The sequence below is a fragment of the Chitinophaga caseinilytica genome (assembly GCF_038396765.1).
In the GTDB taxonomy this organism is placed as follows: Bacteria; Bacteroidota; Bacteroidia; order Chitinophagales; family Chitinophagaceae; genus Chitinophaga; species Chitinophaga caseinilytica.
Map to the genome: position 1 here is coordinate 99,340 of NZ_CP150096.1, position 20,030 is coordinate 119,369.

Here is a 20,030-nt window from a genome sequence, read left to right on the forward strand (position 1 = left end):
ATGAAAAAACTCGTCATACTCGGAGCCGGAGAAAGCGGCATTGGTGCGGCCCTGCTGGGTAAAAAGCAGGGATACGAGGTATTCGTGTCTGACGGTGGCGCCATCAAAGACCTGTACAAACAGGAACTGGCGGTGAACAGTATTCCGTTCGAAGAAGGTCATCATTCGTGGGACGTGATCCTGGGCGCCGACGAGATCGTGAAATCGCCAGGCATCCCTGAGAAGTCGGAGCTGATGAAGAAGGTCCGCGAGCGCGGGGTTTCCGTGATCTCCGAGATCGAATTCGCCTGGCGGCACAGCAAGGATACGAGCAAAGTGATCGCCATCACCGGCAGCAACGGCAAAAGCACCACCACGGCCCTCACCCACTGGATATTCAGGACAGCGGGCCTCAACGCCGCGCTGGTAGGGAACATCGGGGTGAGCTACGCTAAACAGGTAGCAACCGAACCGGCCGATTATTATGTGGTGGAAGTGAGCAGCTTTCAGCTGGACGATATCGTGGACTTCAAACCGAACGTGGCCATTCTCCTCAATATCACGCCCGATCACCTCGACCGGTACGAGTACAAAATGGAGAATTACGTGGAAAGCAAATTCCGCATCGCCATGAACCAGACAAAGGAAGATTTTTTTATTTATTGTATAGACGACCCGGTGATCCGGGAACATTTAGCCAAGAAACCCATTTATTCTACAACAATACCTTTTAGCATTATGGAACAATTGAAAGAAGGTGGATTCATAGCGAACGACCAGCTGAACATTCAGGTGAAAGAAGACGAACCGGTAATTATGTCGATGTACGATCTGGCATTAAAAGGTAAGCATAATTTGTATAATTCAATGGCAGCAGGGATTGCAGGCCGCACGATGGATATCCGGAAAGAAAAGATCCGGGAAAGCCTCAGCACGTTCTCCAGCCTGGAGCACAGGATGGAATACGTAACTACCGTGCGCGGAGTGGATTTTATCAACGACAGTAAAGCCACGAACGTCAATAGCGTATGGTTCGCCCTCGAAAGCATGGAACGCCCCGTGATCCTCATCATGGGCGGTGTGGACAAGGGGAACGATTACAGCGCTATCCGCGAACTGGTCCGCGAAAAAGTAAAAGCGATCGTTTGCCTCGGGGTCGACAATCGCCCCATTCACGAATCCCTGTCCAAAGACATGGAAGTGATGGTGAACACCGATAACATGAAAGACGCCGTGGCCCAGGCCTTCAACCTGGCCAGCAAAGGCGATGTGGTATTACTCTCGCCTGCATGCGCAAGCTTCGACCTCTTCAAGAATTATGAAGAAAGAGGCCGCGCCTTCAAGGATGCGGTGAGGGAACTCTAACAACAAAAACGGAACAACGTGAACAACTTGCTTCAAAAGACGAAAGGTGACAAGGTGATATGGACGATCGTGTTCTTCCTGTCTGCGGTAAGCTTGTTGGCAGTGTACAGTTCCACAGGCTCTTTGGCATACCGCGTTTACAGCGGGCATACGGAATACTACCTGTTTAAACAGCTGTCGGTACTCATCCTCGGGATCCTCATCATTTACTTCGCCCACAGGGTGAACTATACGATTTACTCGCGGGTGGCGCAGATCGGGTTCCTTTTATCGATCCCGCTGCTCATGTATACCCTCGCATTCGGTTCCAACCTGAACGATGCGAGCCGATGGATCAAACTTCCGGTCATCAACCTGACGTTCCAGACTTCCGACATCGCGAAGCTGGCATTGTTCATGTACGTGGCGCGGCAGCTGTCGAAAAAGCAGGGTGTGATCGATGATTTCAAGAAGGGGTTCCTTCCGATCATTCTGCCGGTTGTCGTGATTTGCGGGCTTATCATGCCGGCGAACATGTCTACCGCCCTGTTGCTCGGTGCGAGCTGCATGCTGCTCTGCTTCATCGGCCGTGTGCCGTTGAAATACCTCGCAGGCATGATCGCAGCGGGATTGGTGCTGGTGGTGCTCATGTTCGGGATCGCCAAACTCACGGGCATGGAAGGCCGTACCAAAACATGGATGAGCCGCATCGAGAGTTTTTTTCTGCGGAAACGCATGAAGAGCCCTACCAGGTGCAGCAGGCGAAGATCGGGATCGTAAACGGCGGATTGCTCGGGAAAGGGCCCGGAAACAGTACGGCAAGAAATTTTCTTCCGCACCCGTATTCCGATTTTATTTTTGCGATAATTCTTGAAGAGTATGGTATCTTTGGCGCCTTTTTGGTGATGGCCGCTTACCTCATTTTACTCCTCAGAAGTATCCGGATTTTTAAAAATTGTCCGTACGCCTTCGGCGCATTCCTGGCCCTCGGCCTGAGTGTGACGCTGGTTATTCAGGCGCTGATGCATATGGCTGTGAACGTGAACCTGTTACCCGTAACGGGGTTAACGTTGCCGCTGGTGAGTATGGGAGGATCGTCGGTAATATTTACCAGTCTTTCCATCGGCATCATCCTCAGCGTATCGCGGCATGTGGAGGAAGCAGAAAACAAACAGGCGGTAGCTGCGCAGGCAGTGGCCGCATAATCATATAAAACCGAATTGTATTTGGCACACAAGATCATCATAGCAGGCGGCGGGACCGGGGGGCACATCTTCCCCGCGATCGCCATCGCCAACGCCATCCGCAAGATCGAAGCGGATGCGGAGATCCTGTTTGTGGGCGCCAAAGGCAAAATGGAAATGGAAAAGGTACCCCAGGCCGGGTATCCCATCGAAGGGCTGGAGATCGCCGGTTTCAACCGCAGCAATATTTTCAAGAATATCCTGCTGCCGTTCAAACTGCTCAAATCCCTCCGCCAGGCACGCAACATCCTCCAACGGTTCCAACCCGATGCCGTGGTTGGCGTAGGCGGGTACGCATCGTTCCCCATCCTGCGGAAAGCGCAGAAAATGGGCATCCCCACCCTCATCCAGGAACAGAATTCCTATGCGGGCAAAAGCAATAAAATCCTCGGCAGGAAAGCCAACGTCATCTGCGTAGGCTACGAAGGAATGGAATCCTTCTTCCCGGCCGATAAAATATTATATACCGGCAACCCCGTGCGCGGGTCCATCACGCAAAGCGCCGTCACCAAAGACGAAGCCATGCGCCACTTCGGCCTCATGATGGGCAAGCCCACGGTATTTGCAGTAGGCGGAAGCCTGGGAGCCAAGTCCATCAACGACGCCCTCCTGCCCCGCCTCGCGGATTTCGTGAATAAAGACGTACAGCTCATCTGGCAAACCGGGAAACTGTATTTCGACACCGCCAAATCCGCCGCCGCGCCGTTTTCCACCCACGTGAAAGTCTTCGACTTCATCAATGTCATGGACTTCGCGTACAAAGCGGCCGACACCGTCATTTCCCGCGCAGGCGCCCTCGCCATCGCGGAGCTCTGCGTAGCGCAGAAACCCGTGATCTTCGTGCCCTACCCGTTTGCGGCGGAAGATCACCAAACCAAAAACGCGGAGAGCCTCGTGCATAAAAACGCCGCACTGCTCATCCCCGACGCCGAAGCCGGCGCCAAACTGGCCAACGAAGCCCTGAGCCTCGTGCAAAACAAGGCGCTCATGCAGCAACTTGAAACGAACATCGCCCCCCTGGGCAACAAAAACGCAGATATGACCATCGCCCGCGCAGTGCTCGGGCTGATAAAATAACAGGATGGATTTGAACAACTTACATAGGATCTATTTTGTAGGCATCGGAGGCATCGGTATGTCGGCCATCGCACGCTACTTCAACGAAAAAGGAGTGGCCGTGAGCGGATATGACCGTACTTCCACCCAACTCACGCAACAACTCGAAGCGGAAGGCATCCGCATTCATTATACCGACGACGTTTCACTGCTCGACCGCGAAGCGCAGCTCGTGGTGTATACACCCGCGATCCCCGCTACCATGTCCGAGCTTGTGTTCTACCGCGAAAACGGGTACGAAGTGGTAAAGCGCAGCGACGTGCTCCAGGAGATCACCCGCTCGCTGTTCGCCATCACCGTGGCAGGCACCCATGGCAAAACGACCGTTTCCACCATGATCGCCCACCTGCTCCGCGACGCCGGCTACGGCTGCAACGCCTTCCTCGGCGGCGTAAGCGCCAACTACGGAAAAAATTTCTGGTCGAGCGAAAGGCCCGTAGCCGTCATCGAAGCAGACGAATACGACCGCTCTTTCCTGAAACTGAGCCCGGACATCGCCGTGCTCACCGCCATGGACCCCGACCATCTCGACATATACGGCACCGCCGAAGAAGTGGAGAAAGCCTTCATCCAGTATTCCGCCAACATCAAACCGAACGGCACCCTGCTGGCGAAACATGGCTTGCACCGCGCATCGGAGCTGAAAGGCGACAACAAATTGTCGTACAGCCTGCAAAACGACGCGGCCGATATCTACGCCACCAACATCCGGCTGGACGATGGCGGGTATGAATTCGACGTGGTGCAGCAGGATTGGATGATCGACAACGTGCAACTGCGCATCGGCGGCATGCACAACGTCGAAAACGCCGTGGCCGCTATCGCCGTGGCGCATATCCTCGGGATCCCGAACGAAAAAATCCGCGGCGCGGTAGCCTCCTTCAAAGGCATCCGCCGGCGGTTCGAATACCTGGTGAAGCACGACCGGCATGTGTATATCGACGATTACGCGCATCATCCCGAAGAACTGCGGGCCCTCATCACGAGCGCCAAAACGTTGTTCAGGGGTAAAAAATGCACCGTGATCTTCCAGCCGCACCTCTTTTCCCGCACGCGCGACTTCGCGGACGGGTTCGGGGAAACACTGTCGCTGGCCGATGAAGTGATCCTGCTGCCCATCTATCCCGCGCGCGAACTGCCGATCGAGGGCGTTACCACGCAGATGATCGCCGACAGGATCCAAGGGCCGGATGTGCATATTATGGACAGGAACGCGGTGCCGGACTGGATAAAATCACATCCCGCCGAACTGCTGATCACCGCCGGGGCCGGAGACATCGACCTGCTGCGGGAACCTTTGACAGACATTATTAACAAACAATAAAACGAATTCATTCATCATGCAACCTAAAACCAAAACGGCCATGAAGCGCATCGCGACCGCCCTCCTCTGGGGAGGCGCGCTCACGGGCTTTGTCGTTTTGCTGGCGGCGGCGGTGAATGACAAGAACGATACCAAATGCAAGGGCATCCGCGTTACGCTGAAGGGCGACGACCGGAATGCGTTCGTGGACGTGAAGGATGTGAAGGCGATCATCACGGGAGACAAATCCCTCAACCCCACGAACAAGCCCATCAGCGAAGTGAACCTCGCGCAACTGGAGAAGATCGTGGAAAGGGACCCCTGGATCCGGTCGGCCCAATTGTTTATCGACAACAACGATCTGCTGCAGGTGGATGTGGAACAGCGGGATCCCCTCGCCCGGGTGTTCACCTTTTCCGGCAACAGCTTCTACCTCGATGCCGACGGCGAGCGCATCCCGGTTTCGGACAGGTTCTCCGCCCGGGTGCCCGTGTTCACTAACTTCCCCGCAGACGCGCAAAAACTGCGGAAGGAAGACAGCCTGCTCTACGCGCAAATGCGCGACATGGCGGCGTACATCGCGGCAGACACATTCTGGAACGCGCAGGTGGAGCAGGTGGTGATCACCGAAGACCGCAGGTTCGAGTTCATCCCTAAACTCGGCGACCATGTGGTTTATTTCGGGGACGGCACCGATGTAGCCAACAAATTCGACCGGCTGCTTGTCTTTTACAAAGAAGGACTGAGCAAAGCAGGCTGGAATACATACACGCGGCTGAACGTAGCGTTCAAAGACCAGGTGATCGGAACGAGAAGGGATGGAAAGAGCGCGCCGCCTCCGCCGATGTATAAGGATTCGTCGGCCGCAGACATTGCGGTAACAGACGACGACGCAGCGGTTGTAGCGCCCGTGGCCCCGGTAACGGCGGCAGCAGCGCCCAGGCCCGCGGAAAAGAAACCAGAGAAAAAAGTGGAAAAGAAACAGGAGAAGCCGGCAGCCAAACCCCAAAAACAAACGCCGAAGCCCGCAAGCGCCGAAAGGCAGCCAAGGGCGGTATATCAGAAACCTAATCAACGTAATCGCAACTAAAAACAATAAAGAACCATGAATCAGGAAGCTCCCATCATTGTAGGTCTCGACATTGGAACCACGAAGATAGCAGCCATCGCAGGAAGGAAGAATGAATACGGGAAATTGGAAATCCTCGGATTCGGGAAAGCCCCATCTTTCGGTGTACAGCACGGTATGGTGCTGAATATCGATCAGACCATCAAGGCCATCAGACAGGCATTGGAGAACTGCTATGCGTCTAACCCCAACCTCGAGATCAACGAGGTATATGTGGGTATCGCAGGCCATCATATCAAAAGTTTGCAGACCCGCGGAGACATCGTCCGGAATGACACCGACGCTGAAATCTCCCAGAAAGACATTGACCAGCTGATCAACGATCAGTATAAAACGGTTATCCCTGCCAGCGACCAGATCATTGACGTGATCCCGCAGCAGTACATCGTGGACGCCCTGCAGAACATCACTTATCCCATCGGGATGAGCGGTGTGAAAGTGGGCGCGAATTTCCACATCATTACCGGCGACAAGAACGCCATCCGCAACATCAACCGCAGCGTGGAGAAATCCGGTCTCCGTATCAAGGACCTGGTGCTCCAGCCCCTGGCATCCGCGGCGGCTGTTATGTGCGACATGGATTTCGAAGCCGGCGTTGCGATCGTAGACATTGGTGGTGGTACCACCGACCTGGCCGTTTTCTATGAAGGCGTCCTGAAACATACCGCCGTGATCCCGTACGGCGGTGAAAATATCACCAACGACATTAAGAACGGCCTTGGCGTGCTCAAGACGCAGGCGGAGCAGATGAAGGTACAGTTCGGTTACGCCCTTGCGGACGAAGCCAAGAACAACGCCTACATCACCATCCCCGGATTGCGCGGCCAAAGCCCGAAAGAGATCTCCGTGAAAAACCTGGCCCATATCATCCAGGCGCGCATGAGCGAGATCCTCGATTTCGTGGTGTACCATCTGAAACAGATCGGCATGGACAACAAGATGCTCAACGGCGGCATCATCCTGACCGGCGGCGGTTCCCAGCTGAAACACCTGATCCAGCTGACGGAATACACCACCGGCGTGAGCGCCCGCATCGGTTACCCCAACGAGCACCTCGCCAGCGGGCATACCGACGAGCTGACCAAACCCATGTACGCCACCTGCGTAGGGCTCATTCTCAAAGGCTACAACGACTATGAGAACGATCGCCGCGCACTGGAGGAGAATTACGTGAAAATCAACACCAGCTACTTCGCGAAGGAAAGAGTGGCCCGCCAGGCCGAAGAATCCGGAGACGAATGGATGGAAGAAGCAGAGGAAGAAACGGCAGACGCACGGCAAGACCGTAAGTCGCGCGAGCGCAATGCCTCCCTCAAAGGCTTCCTGGACAGGATGAAAACAAAGATCATCGACATGTTCACGGAAGAAGAAGACGCCAAACTGTAAAGGTTTCGGCTTGATTGTTGCAATTCATATACGTTCATATAAAAACGATCAAAGTAACGTAGGATACGGTACACCACTAATACTAACCCATATAAAGAGCTAGAGTCATGATACATTTTGATCTTCCAAAGGAAAAATCCTCCATCATCAAGGTGATAGGCATTGGTGGCGGAGGAAGCAATGCGGTGAACCACATGTTCAGTCAGAACATTGAGGGTGTGAACTTCATTATTTGCAATACCGACGCACAGGCGATTGCAAACAGCCCCGTACCCAACAAGGTACAGCTGGGCCCGCATTTGACGCAGGGACTCGGAGCTGGCGCCAATCCCCGGATCGGCGAACAGGCTACGGAAGAATCATTCGAAGAAATTAAAAAAATACTGGAGGTGAACACCAAAATGGCGTTCATCACCGCCGGTATGGGAGGCGGCACCGGCACCGGCGGCGCACCCATCATCGCCAAAATATGCAAGGAACTGGGCATCCTCACCGTGGGCATCGTCACCACCCCCTTCTCTTACGAAGGTAAAAAGAGAATGATCCAGGCCGAAGAAGGCATCAACCGCCTCAAGGATTATGTGGACACACTGCTGATCATTTCCAACGACAAGCTCCGTCAGAAATTCGGCGACCTCAAATTCAAGGCGGCCTTCGAAAAAGCGGATAACGTGCTCGCCACCGCGGCAAAATGTATCACAGACGTTATCAACTCCACCGGCCAGATCAACGTCGACTTCGCCGATGTTTGCACCGTTATGCGCAACGGCGGCGTAGCCATCCTCGGATCGGCCATCGCCGAAGGCGAAAACCGCGCACAGGCCGCGATCGAAGATGCACTGACTTCCCCGCTCCTGAACGACAACGATATCAAAGGCGCCAAATGGATCCTGATCAATATCTCCTCTTCCGAAGGCGAATTCGAGCACACGCTCGATGAAATGGACATCATCCAGGCCTACGTACAGAGCATGGCAGGCGAAGATTGCGACGTGATCCTCGGTGTTGGCTACGATCAGAGCCTCCAGCGCAACCTGGGCGTTACCATCATCGCCACCGGCTTTGAGCAGAACCCCATCCGCCAGGCCAAATCGCAACAACCGGCCGCTACGACCGAACAACAGGAAGAACCCAAGATCGTCATGACCCTCGGCGGCGAAAACGAAGAAAAGAAAATGCACAACCAGGGCATGCTCTTCTCCGACGACGAGCCCGAGATCATCGACATCATGGCGCCCCGCCTCGTGGAACCCACCGTTACACACCCGGCCAGCGCAGCTTCCTTCATGCCCCCCGCTCCGCAACAACCGGAACGCGAGACCTACACGCTCAACATCGAGCCCGTAGAACCCTCCGCCCCGCAGACACAAGCCGCTCCGCAGCCCCAGCCCGTTCAGCAGAAACCTGCTACCAGCGCAGGTTCCGGAGGCTACCTCAACCGCCCTTCCAACATTTACGTGGAACCGGTGAGCAGCAATAACATGCAGCAGCAGGAAGAAATGAAAATGGTGTACCGGGAAGACGCCAACAACGCTCCCGTTCCTCCCCCGCAGCCCCAGGCGCTGCACGACGACCAGGCCGAAGAACAACGGAAGAAGCAGCTCGAACGCGTAGCCAAACTGCGCAGCATCAGCTTCAACGTGAAAAATATGGATAACAACACCGAAATCGAGAACATTCCCGCGTACCTCCGCCGGAACATCGATCTCGACAACGGTGCCGGTTCCGCCGAGCACTTCTACTCCAGCTACACAGTTGGCCAGAACGGCGAAAACCAGGCAGAGATCAACACGATCAATACCTTTCTCGACGGGAAAAAGCCCGATTGATGAATTTTAAGATGATATTAGTTTGATTGTTTTTTAGTTGTGTTAAAAAAAATCCTCCGATTCCTCGGAGGATTTTTTTATGCTTCATGTCGATCGCTTACAAGCTGTTGATCACGGCAGCAGCGGCTTTCACCATATCTTCGGCTTTCTTTTGCTTCAGGGTATTCCACTCGAAAGTCTTCAGCACTTTCTCCAGTTGCGGCCCCTTCCCTTCCTTCTTCAGGATCTGGACCTTCTCATACGCCTGGATGCCCTCCGCCAGCCGCTCGAACCGGATCGAGGAACGGCCGCCGGGGTAAACGAGGTAAGTATCGCCGGCAGCCCAGGTGCGGAAACGCGAATCGCGGAGCGGATCTTTCACCCAGCAATTGTACGCCCAGCGGAGATAGCCCTTGTAATCCTTACCTGCGGCGTAATATCCCAGCCACGCGGATTCCGCGGGAGGCGAGAAGGTAAAGGTATTCGGGAAACCTTCCGTACAGCAGGTATAATAAGTGGTCGGCCAGTTTTTGCCAAAGCGCGTGGCACGCTCTTCCGGCGTGAAATCCTGTCCGATGGCGATGCAATAATCGTAGATATCGTTCACCAGTTCCTTGTGGTAATTACCCGCCAAAGACACCTTGAAATCCTTGTCCACACTGCGGATCAGCTTAATAGCGGCCTGCATGGCCTCCATTGGGCGCTCGTCCATCGCGATGCAGGTGATATCGAACCAGCCTTTCTGTTTCAGGTGTTTGGCGAAATCGGCGAGCATGGGGCGCCAGTGTGCGTCGTATTCTGCGGATCCCGGTTTGGCCACGATGTGGGTCATTTTGCCGGTGGCTTCTTCATAATAGTAGAACTTCAGGTTCCAGGGGATCATGCTGTAACAGGCGATCTGTTTGGTGATGCCGCATTCCATCATGAATTCCACCCATTTGTCGAATTCGGAATAATCGTACGTCCAGGAGCCGTCGCGTTTCTTCGTCCATTTTACCATATCGCCGTAAATATCTTCGGTCTGGCTGTTCCAGGGGTCGTAAATGATGCTGGTGGTGATCACTTTCTGCCCGATGCCCGCCAATTGGGTCATATAGGGCCGCATGGCGTCGAAATGCTCCTTGCTGAAGGGTTTTACGTTATGGTAGCGGGAGATCGCGTAGGGGCTCTGCCAGAGGTCGAGGTGGTATTGCCAGTCTTTGGCCTCGGGGAGCGTGCGGGAATTTACGGTAACGTCGTAATTGAGGGTTTTGATCGACACGCCCTTGTTGTTTTTCACGGTCACCGTGCCTTTGTACACGCCCGCAGCCGTTCCGGCCGGCACTTTGATGCTGAGCCACACCGGCTGGGTGGAATTGGCGGCGATGTTGATGGAAGATTTATAGTCGATGGCGTCTGCCACGAGGGAGGAATCGAATTCTTCGGGCTTGCGGTAGCCGCAGCCGCCGCCTTCGCTGTTCAGCTCATCGGTCATCACATAGCGCAGAAAGCCGGTGGAAACGGCGCTGGAGGGGATGGTATTGCCTTTTCCGTCTGACAGCGCGGATTTGGACACCGTTACGCCGGGCTGGGCCTGCGTGGTGTAAATAACGAACTGGGTGTGGATTTTCTCGTTCTTCCAGGCGTGGGCGCTCCAGGAAGTGGCCAGGCTGCCGGATTCCGGGGCATAGAGCTTGTCGTACCGGAGATCTGCACTGCCGAACTGGACATGCGTCCCGGGGCGGATGGCGCTCCAGGCGGCGGGGTCTACCTTGCGCCAGTCTTTCAGCTCCGAATAATCGGAATTAATACCGGCCTGGCCGAACACGGTGAGGGAAGTTGCCACGAAGATACCCGTGGCGAGTAGTTGTCTTATCATAAATGACGAATTGCGTAAAGGTGAAGCTCACAATATACTGCTCGCTTCCCATCCCTGCAAACCGTCAGTCATCAAATCTATGCCGGTCGGCCACCCTTTTGAGTTGCAGATTGGTAACCGGGGCCACTACCAGCGGGAATTTCTCAATGGTCACGTAGCTGGAATCCAGCCCGAAACCGCGCTCTTCCGACAGCCCGATCTTTTTCAGCATAAAGTAGATCCGCATGATGATCCGTTCGTGCAGTGGCAGGTCGTTATCGTGGGAAAGGAATTTTTCCATGACGATAAACTGGAAATCCCCTACTACATTGTTTTTGCTGAGCGATTCGTACCGGCTGGTGATATTTACTTCCTTGTTGCGCACCATGTCTTCCACCACCATTCTGAACATCAGGTTGATCCGTTGTTCCACCCTGAACCCGAGCCGGAATTCGACGCGGATCACTTCGTTGGGGATGATGGTCTGCACGGTGTATTCGCTCATGTAAGGCTCATCCACCACATCTACGTGCACGAACCAGTAGATATCGGCGCGCTTGGGCTTTTTATTGAGGACGGAATAAATGATCTTATGCTCGATCTCCTTCGGATTGTCGGCACTGCTCATGTACACGAGGTGCGTGGCGTATTTGGGGATGGAAGAATCGTTGCTGAGCTCCTGCAGGATGGGCAGGTAATCTTCCAGCCTTACGAATTCCACATACCGGTTCTTGATCTTGCGCGAGCGGTACCAGGCGTACATAACGAGGAACAGCGCACCGCCTACGATCACCGTCACGTAACCGCCATGCGTGAATTTCTGGAGGTTGGCGAGGAGGAACGAGAATTCGATGGTGAGGTACACGGCGAGATACAGCCCTATCCACCAGAGTTTTACCCGGCGTGTGTAGAGGTAAAACGCGAAGAGGCACGACGTCATCAGCATACACAGCGTGATCGACAGGCCGTATGCCGCTTCCATGGCCGACGATTCCTTGAAGATCAGCACGATGCCGCTACAGCCGACGAACAGCATGAGGTTGATGCCGGGGATATATAACTGGCCGCGTTGTTCGGTCGGGTAGTTGATTTTGAGCTTGGGCCAAAGGTTGAGGCGCATGGCTTCCGAGATCAGGGTAAAGGAGCCTGAAATGAGGGCTTGCGATGCGATAACGGAGGCGATGGTGGCGATCAGTACGCCGAAGATCACGAAACCTTCCGGCATGATGAGGAAGAACGGGTTTTCGCCGTTGAGTTTCTGACCGGTTTGGGTGAGGAGCCAGGCTCCCTGGCCCAGGTAGTTGAGGATGAGGGAAATTTTCACCCAGATCCAGGATACGCGGATGTTGCCGCGGCCTACGTGCCCCAAATCCGAATAGAGGGCCTCGGCCCCCGTGGTACAGAGGAAAACGGCCCCCAGCAGCAAAAAGCCGTGCGGGTAAAGGGTGAGCAGTTTAACGCCGTAGTAGGGATTGAATGCCTTGAGCACGGAAAGATCGTCTGCGATGTGCATGATGCCGAGGATGGCGAGCATGCCGAACCAGATGACCATGATGGGGCCAAACAGCTTGCCGATCGACATGGTGCCGAACTGCTGCATGAAGAACAGGCCGGAGATGATCAGCAATACGATTTTCACGATGGTCATGGTGTCGAGGTCCTTGAACACGGGTAGTGTTCGCAAACCTTCAACGGCGGAGGTAACGGTGATGGGCGGCGTGATGATCCCGTCTGCCAGGAGCGCCGCACCTCCTATCATGCCGAATATGACGGTCCATTTACCGTGCCGCCTGACGAGGGCATATAGTGAGAAGATGCCGCCTTCTCCCTTGTTATCCGCCTTGAGGGTGAGGATAACGTATTTTACGGTTGTTTGCAGGGTGAGTGTCCAGATGATGCAGGAAATACCACCTATGACCAGCAGTTCGCTGATTTCGTTGGTCCCAACAATGGCTTTGAATACGTAGAGCGGAGAAGTACCGATATCGCCGTAGATGATACCCAGTGCCACGATGATGCCGGCAAGGGTAGCTTTATTGAAGTTTTTTACCACGCTAAAAACGATATGAAGTTTAGGCGAGTCAAATTTAGTAATAAATAATCAGGATTTGCAAGAAGTAAAAAACGCGTTGTAAATAAAACGGGGATGGGGGCCCGGGGGTTCACGGAGACAAAAAAATAACGGGGGAATGGCCATAAAAAAAGGGCTGCCTGATGAGGCAGCCCCTTTCGTTATTTTACCTTGGCGAGGTATTAGTTAGCGGGATTCAGGTCCACGGTACCAGCGTCGCCAGGAGTGTTTTGTTTGATGAAACGGCCGCGGTCGATGCCTTGCTTGTCAGCCAGGTAGTCGATCACTGCGTCTACGCGACGGCTGCTCAGGTCAACACCACCTTTTTTGCCTTTGGCACCAGCGTGGCCGGTAACCAGGATGTTGCAGGAGGGGTTGGAACGGAGGGTGTTAGCCACGCTGCTCAGGATAGCTTCGTTTTCAGAGGAAACTTTAGTGGAGCTGCCTTTGAAAGATACGCTGGGGAACATCAGGCTGGCGCAATCGGTCTTCTTGATGTTGTTGCAGCACTCAGGATCCGGGCATTTGCCTACACCGTCAGCGTCAACAGGCTGGCAGTAAGTCGGAGTGATGAGTTGTTTGTCTTTGTAGTCAGGAACGCCGTCACCGTCGGTATCTTTAGCTACACCGTGAGAATCAACAGGTGCACCAGCGGGGGTGTTGGGTTCGCGGTCGAACTGGTCGGTTACGCCGTCGCCATCAGCATCAGGCAGTACGGGAGCCGGCAGTTTCATACGACGGGGGCTGTTGAGCTCGTTGTAGGCGAAATCCAGCGGGTTAACCCACCAGAGGGGTTCTACGCGTTTGCTGGAGTTACCGAGGTTGAAGTTCAGGCGAACAGAGGTGTAAGAGAAGAAGTCGTTGCTCTTGTCGTACGCACCGGCGGTGTAACCGTCCAGATAGTCATCGAAGGGCAGGGTGATTTTTTCTTCAACGCCGATGTTGAAACGTTTAGACACTTTGAAAGCGATACCGGTACCTACGTTCAGCGCGTGACGGAGGAGCTGGTTTTCGTCTTTACGGCCGATCTGAACGCGGTTGCCCTGGTTCGGAGCGTTTTGCTCATATTTACGGTCGTAGAAATCCTTCAGATCTTTACGGATGTCTTTCTTCTTGCGGCCGAAGTCGATAGAAGAGTAGTTGTAAGCGGAACCTTGTTCGTTCAGTGCATCAACGTCAACGTCAGCCAGCATTACACCATAACCACCCAGTACATACCAGTTAATTTTAGGCTGTGCCTTGTAGAACAGGATGTTGCTCAGGGAAGCGATGAAGTCCAAAGACAGCTGGTGAGTTGCTGTTTTGTAGTTCGGAACGATTTTGCCACCGTTAGCGGCAGCTGTAGCAGCCCAGGGATTGCCGTCTCTGCCAGCGATGGTCGGCTTCAGCTGATAATCCAGACCGTAGTCGAAAGATCCGGTATATTCAGCTCTCAGAGAGAACGTGTGACCGAGTGCTTTTCTCAGCGAGATACCGCCACCGAAACCGGGAAGAGCGGAAACATCACCTTGAATGAAGTGGTAGCCACCGTGGAAACCCAGTTCCCACATGCTACGGGGTTTTGCGGGGTAATCAGACTGGTTGTTTCTGAAGCTGTTGAATTGCGCCATATTCTTAGCCGAAACTTTCGAGGAGTCCAGGGCATCATATGAGGGCTTAACCTGCGCAAAACCAGGAGATGCAGCCAGAGCGGACATTGCACCTGCCAGTAGTAAGTACTTTTTGCTTGCCATAATTGTTTTTTATTTAAAAACTGTTAAAGATTTTACAATTAACGCGTTTTTTACCAAGCAAAGGTAAAAATCCTAAATGAATATACAAATTTTTCTTGCGATTTTATTTGCATTGATAACTGCTTCAATATTAAACGCTAAATTAAGGAACATCCAGCTATTGCATACAAATTCGGGGCCAAATTTGCAAAATGTCCGATTTTAGGCCTAGCTTAGCGTACCTTTTTATTAATAGCATGGAGGAAATTAAACAACTGATTGGGAAGGAATTACACGATTTCGAAGGAAAGTTTGCAGACGCCGTAAAAAGCCATGTTCCCCTGCTGGACCGGATCATGCACTATATCGTAAAACGAAAGGGCAAACAGATCCGGCCCATGTTCGTGCTCCTCTCCGCACGGCTGTTCGCCGACACCATCAATGAAAACACCTACCGCGCCGCCGCGCTGGTAGAACTCCTGCATACCGCCACACTCGTTCATGACGACGTGGTCGACGATTCCCTCGAACGCCGCGGCTTCTTCTCCATCAACGCTCTGTGGAAGAACAAGATAGCCGTTCTCGTCGGCGATTACCTCCTCTCCAAAGGCCTCCTCCTTTCCGTCACCAACAAGGAATTCCGCAGCCTCGAAATCCTCTCGCAGGCCGTCAAGGAAATGTCGGAAGGAGAGCTCCTCCAGATCGAAAAAACCCGCAAACTCGACATCAAGGAAGACATATACTTCGAGATCATTCGCCGCAAAACCGCCTCCCTCCTCGCCTCCGCCTGCGCCGCCGGCGCATGGAGCACCACGGCAGACGACCAGGTGACCGAACAAATGCGCCTTTTCGGCGAAAAAGTCGGCGTCGCATTTCAAATCAAAGACGATCTCTTCGATTACGGCACCGCCAACATCGGCAAACCCACCGGCATCGATATCCGGGAAAAGAAAATGACCCTCCCCCTCATCTACACCCTCCAGCACGCATCCCCCGAAAACCGGCGGAAAATTATCAATATTGTGAAAAACCATAATAAAGATAAGGACCGCGTCGCCGAAGTCATCGCCATGGTCAACGAATCCGGCGGCATCGACTACACCCGCGAAAAAATGTTCCAGTACCGCGACGAAGCCCTCGCCATCCTGCACACCTTCCCGGACAACAACATCCGCAAAGGCCTCGAATCCCTCGTCAGGTTCACCACCGATCGCAAATTCTAGTCCCCCTTCCTCCTTTTTTCGGAGAATTTCCCGCATTTGGCAGAAATACGGCAATCATCATTATATTACAACCGGATTCAGCCAGATCCGCCGGGATGCTTCCCTATAATACAATTGCATGCAGAAACGCTGGACAGTAAAGAAATATCAACCATCACAGGAGCAACAGCTCCAGGCAGCTTTGAAAATCCACCCCATACTATGCCGCCTGCTGGTACAAAGGGGGATCACTAAATTTGAAGATGCACGCCATTTCTTCAGGCCTTCGCTGGACGATCTCCACGATCCATGGCTCATGAAGGATATGGACAAAGCCGTTTCCCGGCTGGAAGAAGCCTTCTTCCGCCGCGAGAAAATCCTCGTGTACGGCGATTACGACGTAGACGGCACCACCGCCGTGGCCACCGTATATGGCTTCCTGCAACAACTGTACGACAATATCGAATTCTATATCCCCCACCGCTACCGCGAAGGGTACGGCATTTCCATGCAAGGCATTGAATATGCGCGGGATAACGACTTCGGGCTCATCATCGCGCTGGACTGCGGCATCAAATCCGTCGAGTACATCGGCCATGCCGCATCTCTCGGCATCGATTTCATTATTTGCGACCACCACCTTCCCGATGCCATTCTCCCCCCGGCCGTCGCCATTCTCAATCCCAAACAGGAAGACTGCCCTTATCCTTATAAGGAGCTTTCCGGCTGCGGGATCGGGTTTAAGCTGATCAGCGCCCTGGCGCAGAAGAAAGGTTTCCCCATGAGCGGGGTATATCAATATCTCGACCTCGTGTCTACCAGCATCGCCGCCGATATCGTTCCCATGACGGGTGAAAACCGCGTGCTCGCCTTCCATGGCCTCAAACAGGTCAACGAAGCACCGTCGCCGGGGATCAAGGCGCTGCTGCGACTGAGCAACCTGAAGGAAAAACTTACCACTTCCAACCTCGTATTCGTCATCGCGCCGCGCGTAAACGCCGCCGGAAGGATGGACGATGCCCGCAAAGCCGTGAACCTTTTCATGGAAACCGACGAAGACAAGGCTTTCGCCATTGCGGAAATGCTGCATGGAGACAACCAGGAGCGCAAGGGGATCGATATGAGCATCACCCAGGAAGCGGTCAGCATTATCCAGAACGACGCAGCCATGATCGCCCGGAAATCCACCGTGCTGTTCCAGCCCCACTGGCATAAAGGGGTTGTGGGCATCGTGGCGTCCCGGCTCATCGATAAATATTTCTACCGGCCCACCATCATCCTCACACAGAGCAACGACAAGGTGGCGGGCTCCGCACGCTCCGTGTCCGGTTTCAACGTGTACGAAGCCATCCACCAGTGCAAAGACCTCCTCGAAAATTACGGCGGCCACTTCTACGCAGCGGGCATGACCCTCAAACCGGAGAACGTGACAGCTTTCCAGGAGCGTTTCGAAGCCGTTGTTTCTGCCACCATCAGCCCCGACCTGCTCATTCCCGAGATCGTGATCGACACTGAAGTGTGGCTGTCTGACCTCACTCCCGCTTTCTACAACATCCTCCGGCAATTCGAGCCCCTCGGCCCCGAAAACCTCCGGCCCGTATTCATCGCCAGGAACCTGACCGACACCGGGTTTTCCCGCATCGTGAAAGACGAACATATTAAATTGTCCGTCCGCCAGCGCGGTGGCACCCCGTTTTCCGGCATCGGCTTCTTCATGGCCGATAAATTCGAGATCATTTCCGGCAAAAAACCGTTCGACCTCGTTTTTACCGTGGAAGAAAACGAATGGAACGGCAACACTACCCTTCAACTCAAAGCCATCGACATCCGGCCTTCCGGGGCATAAGAAAACCCCGAAGCCCATGGCCACGGGGTTTTGCCTGCGACGGTAAGGCCGCAATTATTTCGTGTACTGGTCCATCCAGGTGAACAGTGTAGGTTCGGCATAAGCCCTCGTCCAGGCATCGTGCCCGCCCGTGGCGCTTTCCGAATACTTCACCAGTTTGCCGCCACATGCTTCGATGGCGTTCACCATATCGCGGGAACCTTTTACCGGGACGGTAGGATCGTCTGCATTGTGAAAAACCCATAATGGCTTGTCTTTCAATATACAACCTTTATCCGGCGAACCTTCCCCGCAAATGGGCACTGCGGCGGCGAAACGATCGGGTTTAGCCTGCATCCAGCTCCACACACCGTACCCGCCCATGCTCATACCCGTTAGGTACACGCGGGAAGGGTCGACTTTATAATCTTTCATGACCTGTGCGTACAGCACTTCGAGACTGGGAATGTCCCACCAGCTGGTCACTTTGCATTGCGGCGCAATGAGGATGTAACGGAAATCCGCGTCTTTTACCGCTTTCACCACCAATGCCGATCGCTTCACGATATTGATATCGTCGCCGCGCTCCCCCACACTGTGGAGTGAAAAAATGACGGGCCACTTTTTATTCGGGTCCTCGTTATACTTAGCGGGTAAATAGCGGAGAAAATCGGTGACCTGCTTCGGGCTATTTACTTTTTGCGCGGTCAGCCCGGTGGTTAACGGAGCAGGTGGTGTTCCCGGATTAGGGGTTTCGGTGCCTCCGCCTCCTGTACCGGGGCCTGGTGTGGGTACGGGCGTAACTTCATGATCTCGGCCACAACTCATTACACATGTGGCCCAGGCTAACATTAAAATCAATCTTACATTCATATTTCAAGTCATAAGTAAGGGAACTGCGAAAATACGTCACTTACGCCAGCGGGAGTATAACACGTAGATGCCATAAACGCGCCATGGTGGCGGATTCCAGTATCAAATACAACATCCTGCCAATTCATTTATTTATATAATATCCAATACACTCATTGCCAAATCCCTAGCTGGCCCGGGGAGGTATAAAAAAACCCGCGGCCCAGGGGCCCGCGGGGTAAATTGCGCTCTTTTTGCGACTATTTCTTCTGCTGGTTCAACCAGGTGTATAATGCCGGATCATTATAGGCTTTCGTCCAGGCATTATGCCCGCCGGTAGCATTCTCCGTGTATTTCACCAAAGTACCGCCGCAACTCCGGATGGCGTTCACCATGTCGCGCGAGCCCTTTACAGGAACGGTTGGGTCGTCGGCATTGTGGAAAACCCACACCGGCTTATCTTTCAGCACGCAAGCCTTTGAAGGGGTACCTTCCCCGCAGATCGGCACGAAGGCAGCAAAACGGTCCGGTTTGCTGAGCGCCCAGCTCCAGGTGCCGTACCCGCCCATGCTGAGGCCCGTCAGGTAAATCCTGGACGGGTCTACATTATATTCCTTCACCACCTGATCGTACAACACTTCGAGGCTGGGCACGTCCCACCAGCTGGAGGCCTTACACTGCGGGGAGATGACGATAAACGGGAAGTTGGGGTCCTGGGCCGCCCGTGCTGCCAGCCCGGCGCGCTTTACCTGGTTAATGTCGTTGCCACGCTCGCCCACTCCGTGGAGGAAAATAATGACCGGCCATTTCTTGTTCGGATTGTCGTTGTAGGTAGCCGGCAACTGGCGGAGGAAGTCGGTCACCTGCTTAGGGCTCTTCACTTTTTGCGCGGTAACCCCAGTGGTCAGGTTGGAGGTACCGGTGGCAGGGGGCGGCGTTTCCGTCCCTTTCCCATTATCAACTGGTTTGGCAGGCGCAGGCACTTCGCTGTCGCGGCTGCAGCTCATCATCAAAGCCACCAGGGCCAATGCAAAAAACGTTCGGATCTTACTCAAGTTACTCATGTCGGATATGGTTAAATTATGGTTCTCGTGCTATCCGTAACTCAACTTCCATACCACAAAACCCGCCATGGTAGCAAATTCCAGCTAATACATGATACTTACTCATAACTTAGGAATGATATTAATATGCAAAAGTTTCTGCATCATTCCCGATCACC

At 53.8% G+C, this 20,030-nt stretch carries 15 protein-coding genes; 10 read left to right on the forward strand and 5 right to left on the reverse strand.

Translation table 11 applies throughout. From position 1 onward, the window contains the following. The 8 genes from murD to ftsZ all read left to right on the forward strand — a co-directional run bounded on the left by murD (position 1) and on the right by ftsZ (position 9,330). Positions 1-1,344: a UDP-N-acetylmuramoyl-L-alanine--D-glutamate ligase gene (gene murD / locus WJU22_RS00440; protein WP_341841356.1), complete on the forward strand. Its 1,344-nt coding sequence runs from the start codon at positions 1-3 to the stop codon at positions 1,342-1,344. Positions 1,345-1,362: 18 nt separating this feature from the next. Next, complete coding sequence (locus WJU22_RS00445; RefSeq protein ID WP_341841357.1) at positions 1,363-2,103, forward strand: FtsW/RodA/SpoVE family cell cycle protein; 741 nt, start codon at positions 1,363-1,365, stop codon at positions 2,101-2,103. Beyond that, complete coding sequence (locus WJU22_RS00450; protein WP_341841358.1) at positions 2,019-2,528, forward strand: FtsW/RodA/SpoVE family cell cycle protein; 510 nt, start codon at positions 2,019-2,021, stop codon at positions 2,526-2,528. The genes WJU22_RS00445 and WJU22_RS00450 overlap by 85 nt, the downstream gene beginning before the upstream one ends. Positions 2,529-2,549: 21 nt before the next feature. Continuing rightward, a complete protein-coding gene (gene murG, locus WJU22_RS00455; protein WP_341841359.1) occupies positions 2,550-3,644 on the forward strand; it encodes an undecaprenyldiphospho-muramoylpentapeptide beta-N-acetylglucosaminyltransferase in 1,095 nt (364 codons plus the stop codon). Positions 3,645-3,648: 4 nt separating this feature from the next. Further along, positions 3,649-5,007 (forward strand): UDP-N-acetylmuramate--L-alanine ligase, encoded by a 1,359-nt coding sequence (gene murC, locus WJU22_RS00460; RefSeq protein WP_341841360.1) that lies wholly within the window; start codon positions 3,649-3,651, stop codon positions 5,005-5,007. A gap of 16 nt (positions 5,008-5,023) precedes the next feature. Continuing rightward, complete coding sequence (locus WJU22_RS00465; RefSeq protein ID WP_341841361.1) at positions 5,024-6,076, forward strand: hypothetical protein; 1,053 nt, start codon at positions 5,024-5,026, stop codon at positions 6,074-6,076. Between the two features lie 15 nt (positions 6,077-6,091). Further along, positions 6,092-7,501, forward strand: a complete 1,410-nt coding sequence (gene ftsA / locus WJU22_RS00470) for a cell division protein FtsA (RefSeq protein ID WP_341841362.1) — start codon at positions 6,092-6,094, stop codon at positions 7,499-7,501. Positions 7,502-7,608: 107 nt separating this feature from the next. After that, complete coding sequence (gene ftsZ, locus WJU22_RS00475) at positions 7,609-9,330, forward strand: cell division protein FtsZ (protein ID WP_341841363.1); 1,722 nt, start codon at positions 7,609-7,611, stop codon at positions 9,328-9,330. Between the two features lie 97 nt (positions 9,331-9,427). Here the strand turns inward: ftsZ and WJU22_RS00480 are convergent, their stop codons facing one another. The 3 genes from WJU22_RS00480 to WJU22_RS00490 all read right to left on the reverse strand — a co-directional run bounded on the left by WJU22_RS00480 (position 9,428) and on the right by WJU22_RS00490 (position 14,497). Further along, on the reverse strand, positions 9,428-11,167 hold the full coding sequence (locus WJU22_RS00480; RefSeq protein ID WP_341841364.1) for a glycoside hydrolase domain-containing protein: 1,740 nt from the start codon (positions 11,165-11,167) through the stop codon (positions 9,428-9,430). Between the two features lie 64 nt (positions 11,168-11,231). Then, positions 11,232-13,199 carry a KUP/HAK/KT family potassium transporter gene (locus WJU22_RS00485; protein ID WP_341841365.1) on the reverse strand — a complete coding sequence of 656 codons (1,968 nt, stop codon included), beginning with the start codon at positions 13,197-13,199 and terminating at the stop codon, positions 11,232-11,234. Positions 13,200-13,399: 200 nt separating this feature from the next. Further along, positions 13,400-14,497, reverse strand: coding sequence for an OmpA family protein (locus WJU22_RS00490; protein WP_341841366.1), 1,098 nt, complete (start codon positions 14,495-14,497; stop codon positions 13,400-13,402). A gap of 689 nt (positions 14,498-15,186) precedes the next feature. Here WJU22_RS00490 and WJU22_RS00495 point away from each other — a divergent pair. Both WJU22_RS00495 and recJ read left to right on the forward strand, forming a co-directional pair. After that, the gene (locus WJU22_RS00495; RefSeq protein ID WP_341841367.1) at positions 15,187-16,152 is read left to right on the forward strand and encodes a polyprenyl synthetase family protein; all 966 of its coding nucleotides are present in this window, start codon (positions 15,187-15,189) and stop codon (positions 16,150-16,152) included. 118 nt (positions 16,153-16,270) lie between these two features. Further along, positions 16,271-17,977 (forward strand): single-stranded-DNA-specific exonuclease RecJ, encoded by a 1,707-nt coding sequence (gene recJ / locus WJU22_RS00500; protein WP_341841368.1) that lies wholly within the window; start codon positions 16,271-16,273, stop codon positions 17,975-17,977. Between the two features lie 54 nt (positions 17,978-18,031). On the opposite strand, the gene WJU22_RS00505 is transcribed toward recJ, so the two are convergent. Next, positions 18,032-18,784, reverse strand: a complete 753-nt coding sequence (locus tag WJU22_RS00505) for a hypothetical protein (RefSeq protein WP_341841369.1) — start codon at positions 18,782-18,784, stop codon at positions 18,032-18,034. A 284-nt stretch (positions 18,785-19,068) separates the two neighbouring features. Beyond that, positions 19,069-19,872 carry an alpha/beta hydrolase-fold protein gene (locus WJU22_RS00510; protein WP_341841370.1) on the reverse strand — a complete coding sequence of 268 codons (804 nt, stop codon included), beginning with the start codon at positions 19,870-19,872 and terminating at the stop codon, positions 19,069-19,071. Positions 19,873-20,030 lie beyond the last annotated feature (158 nt).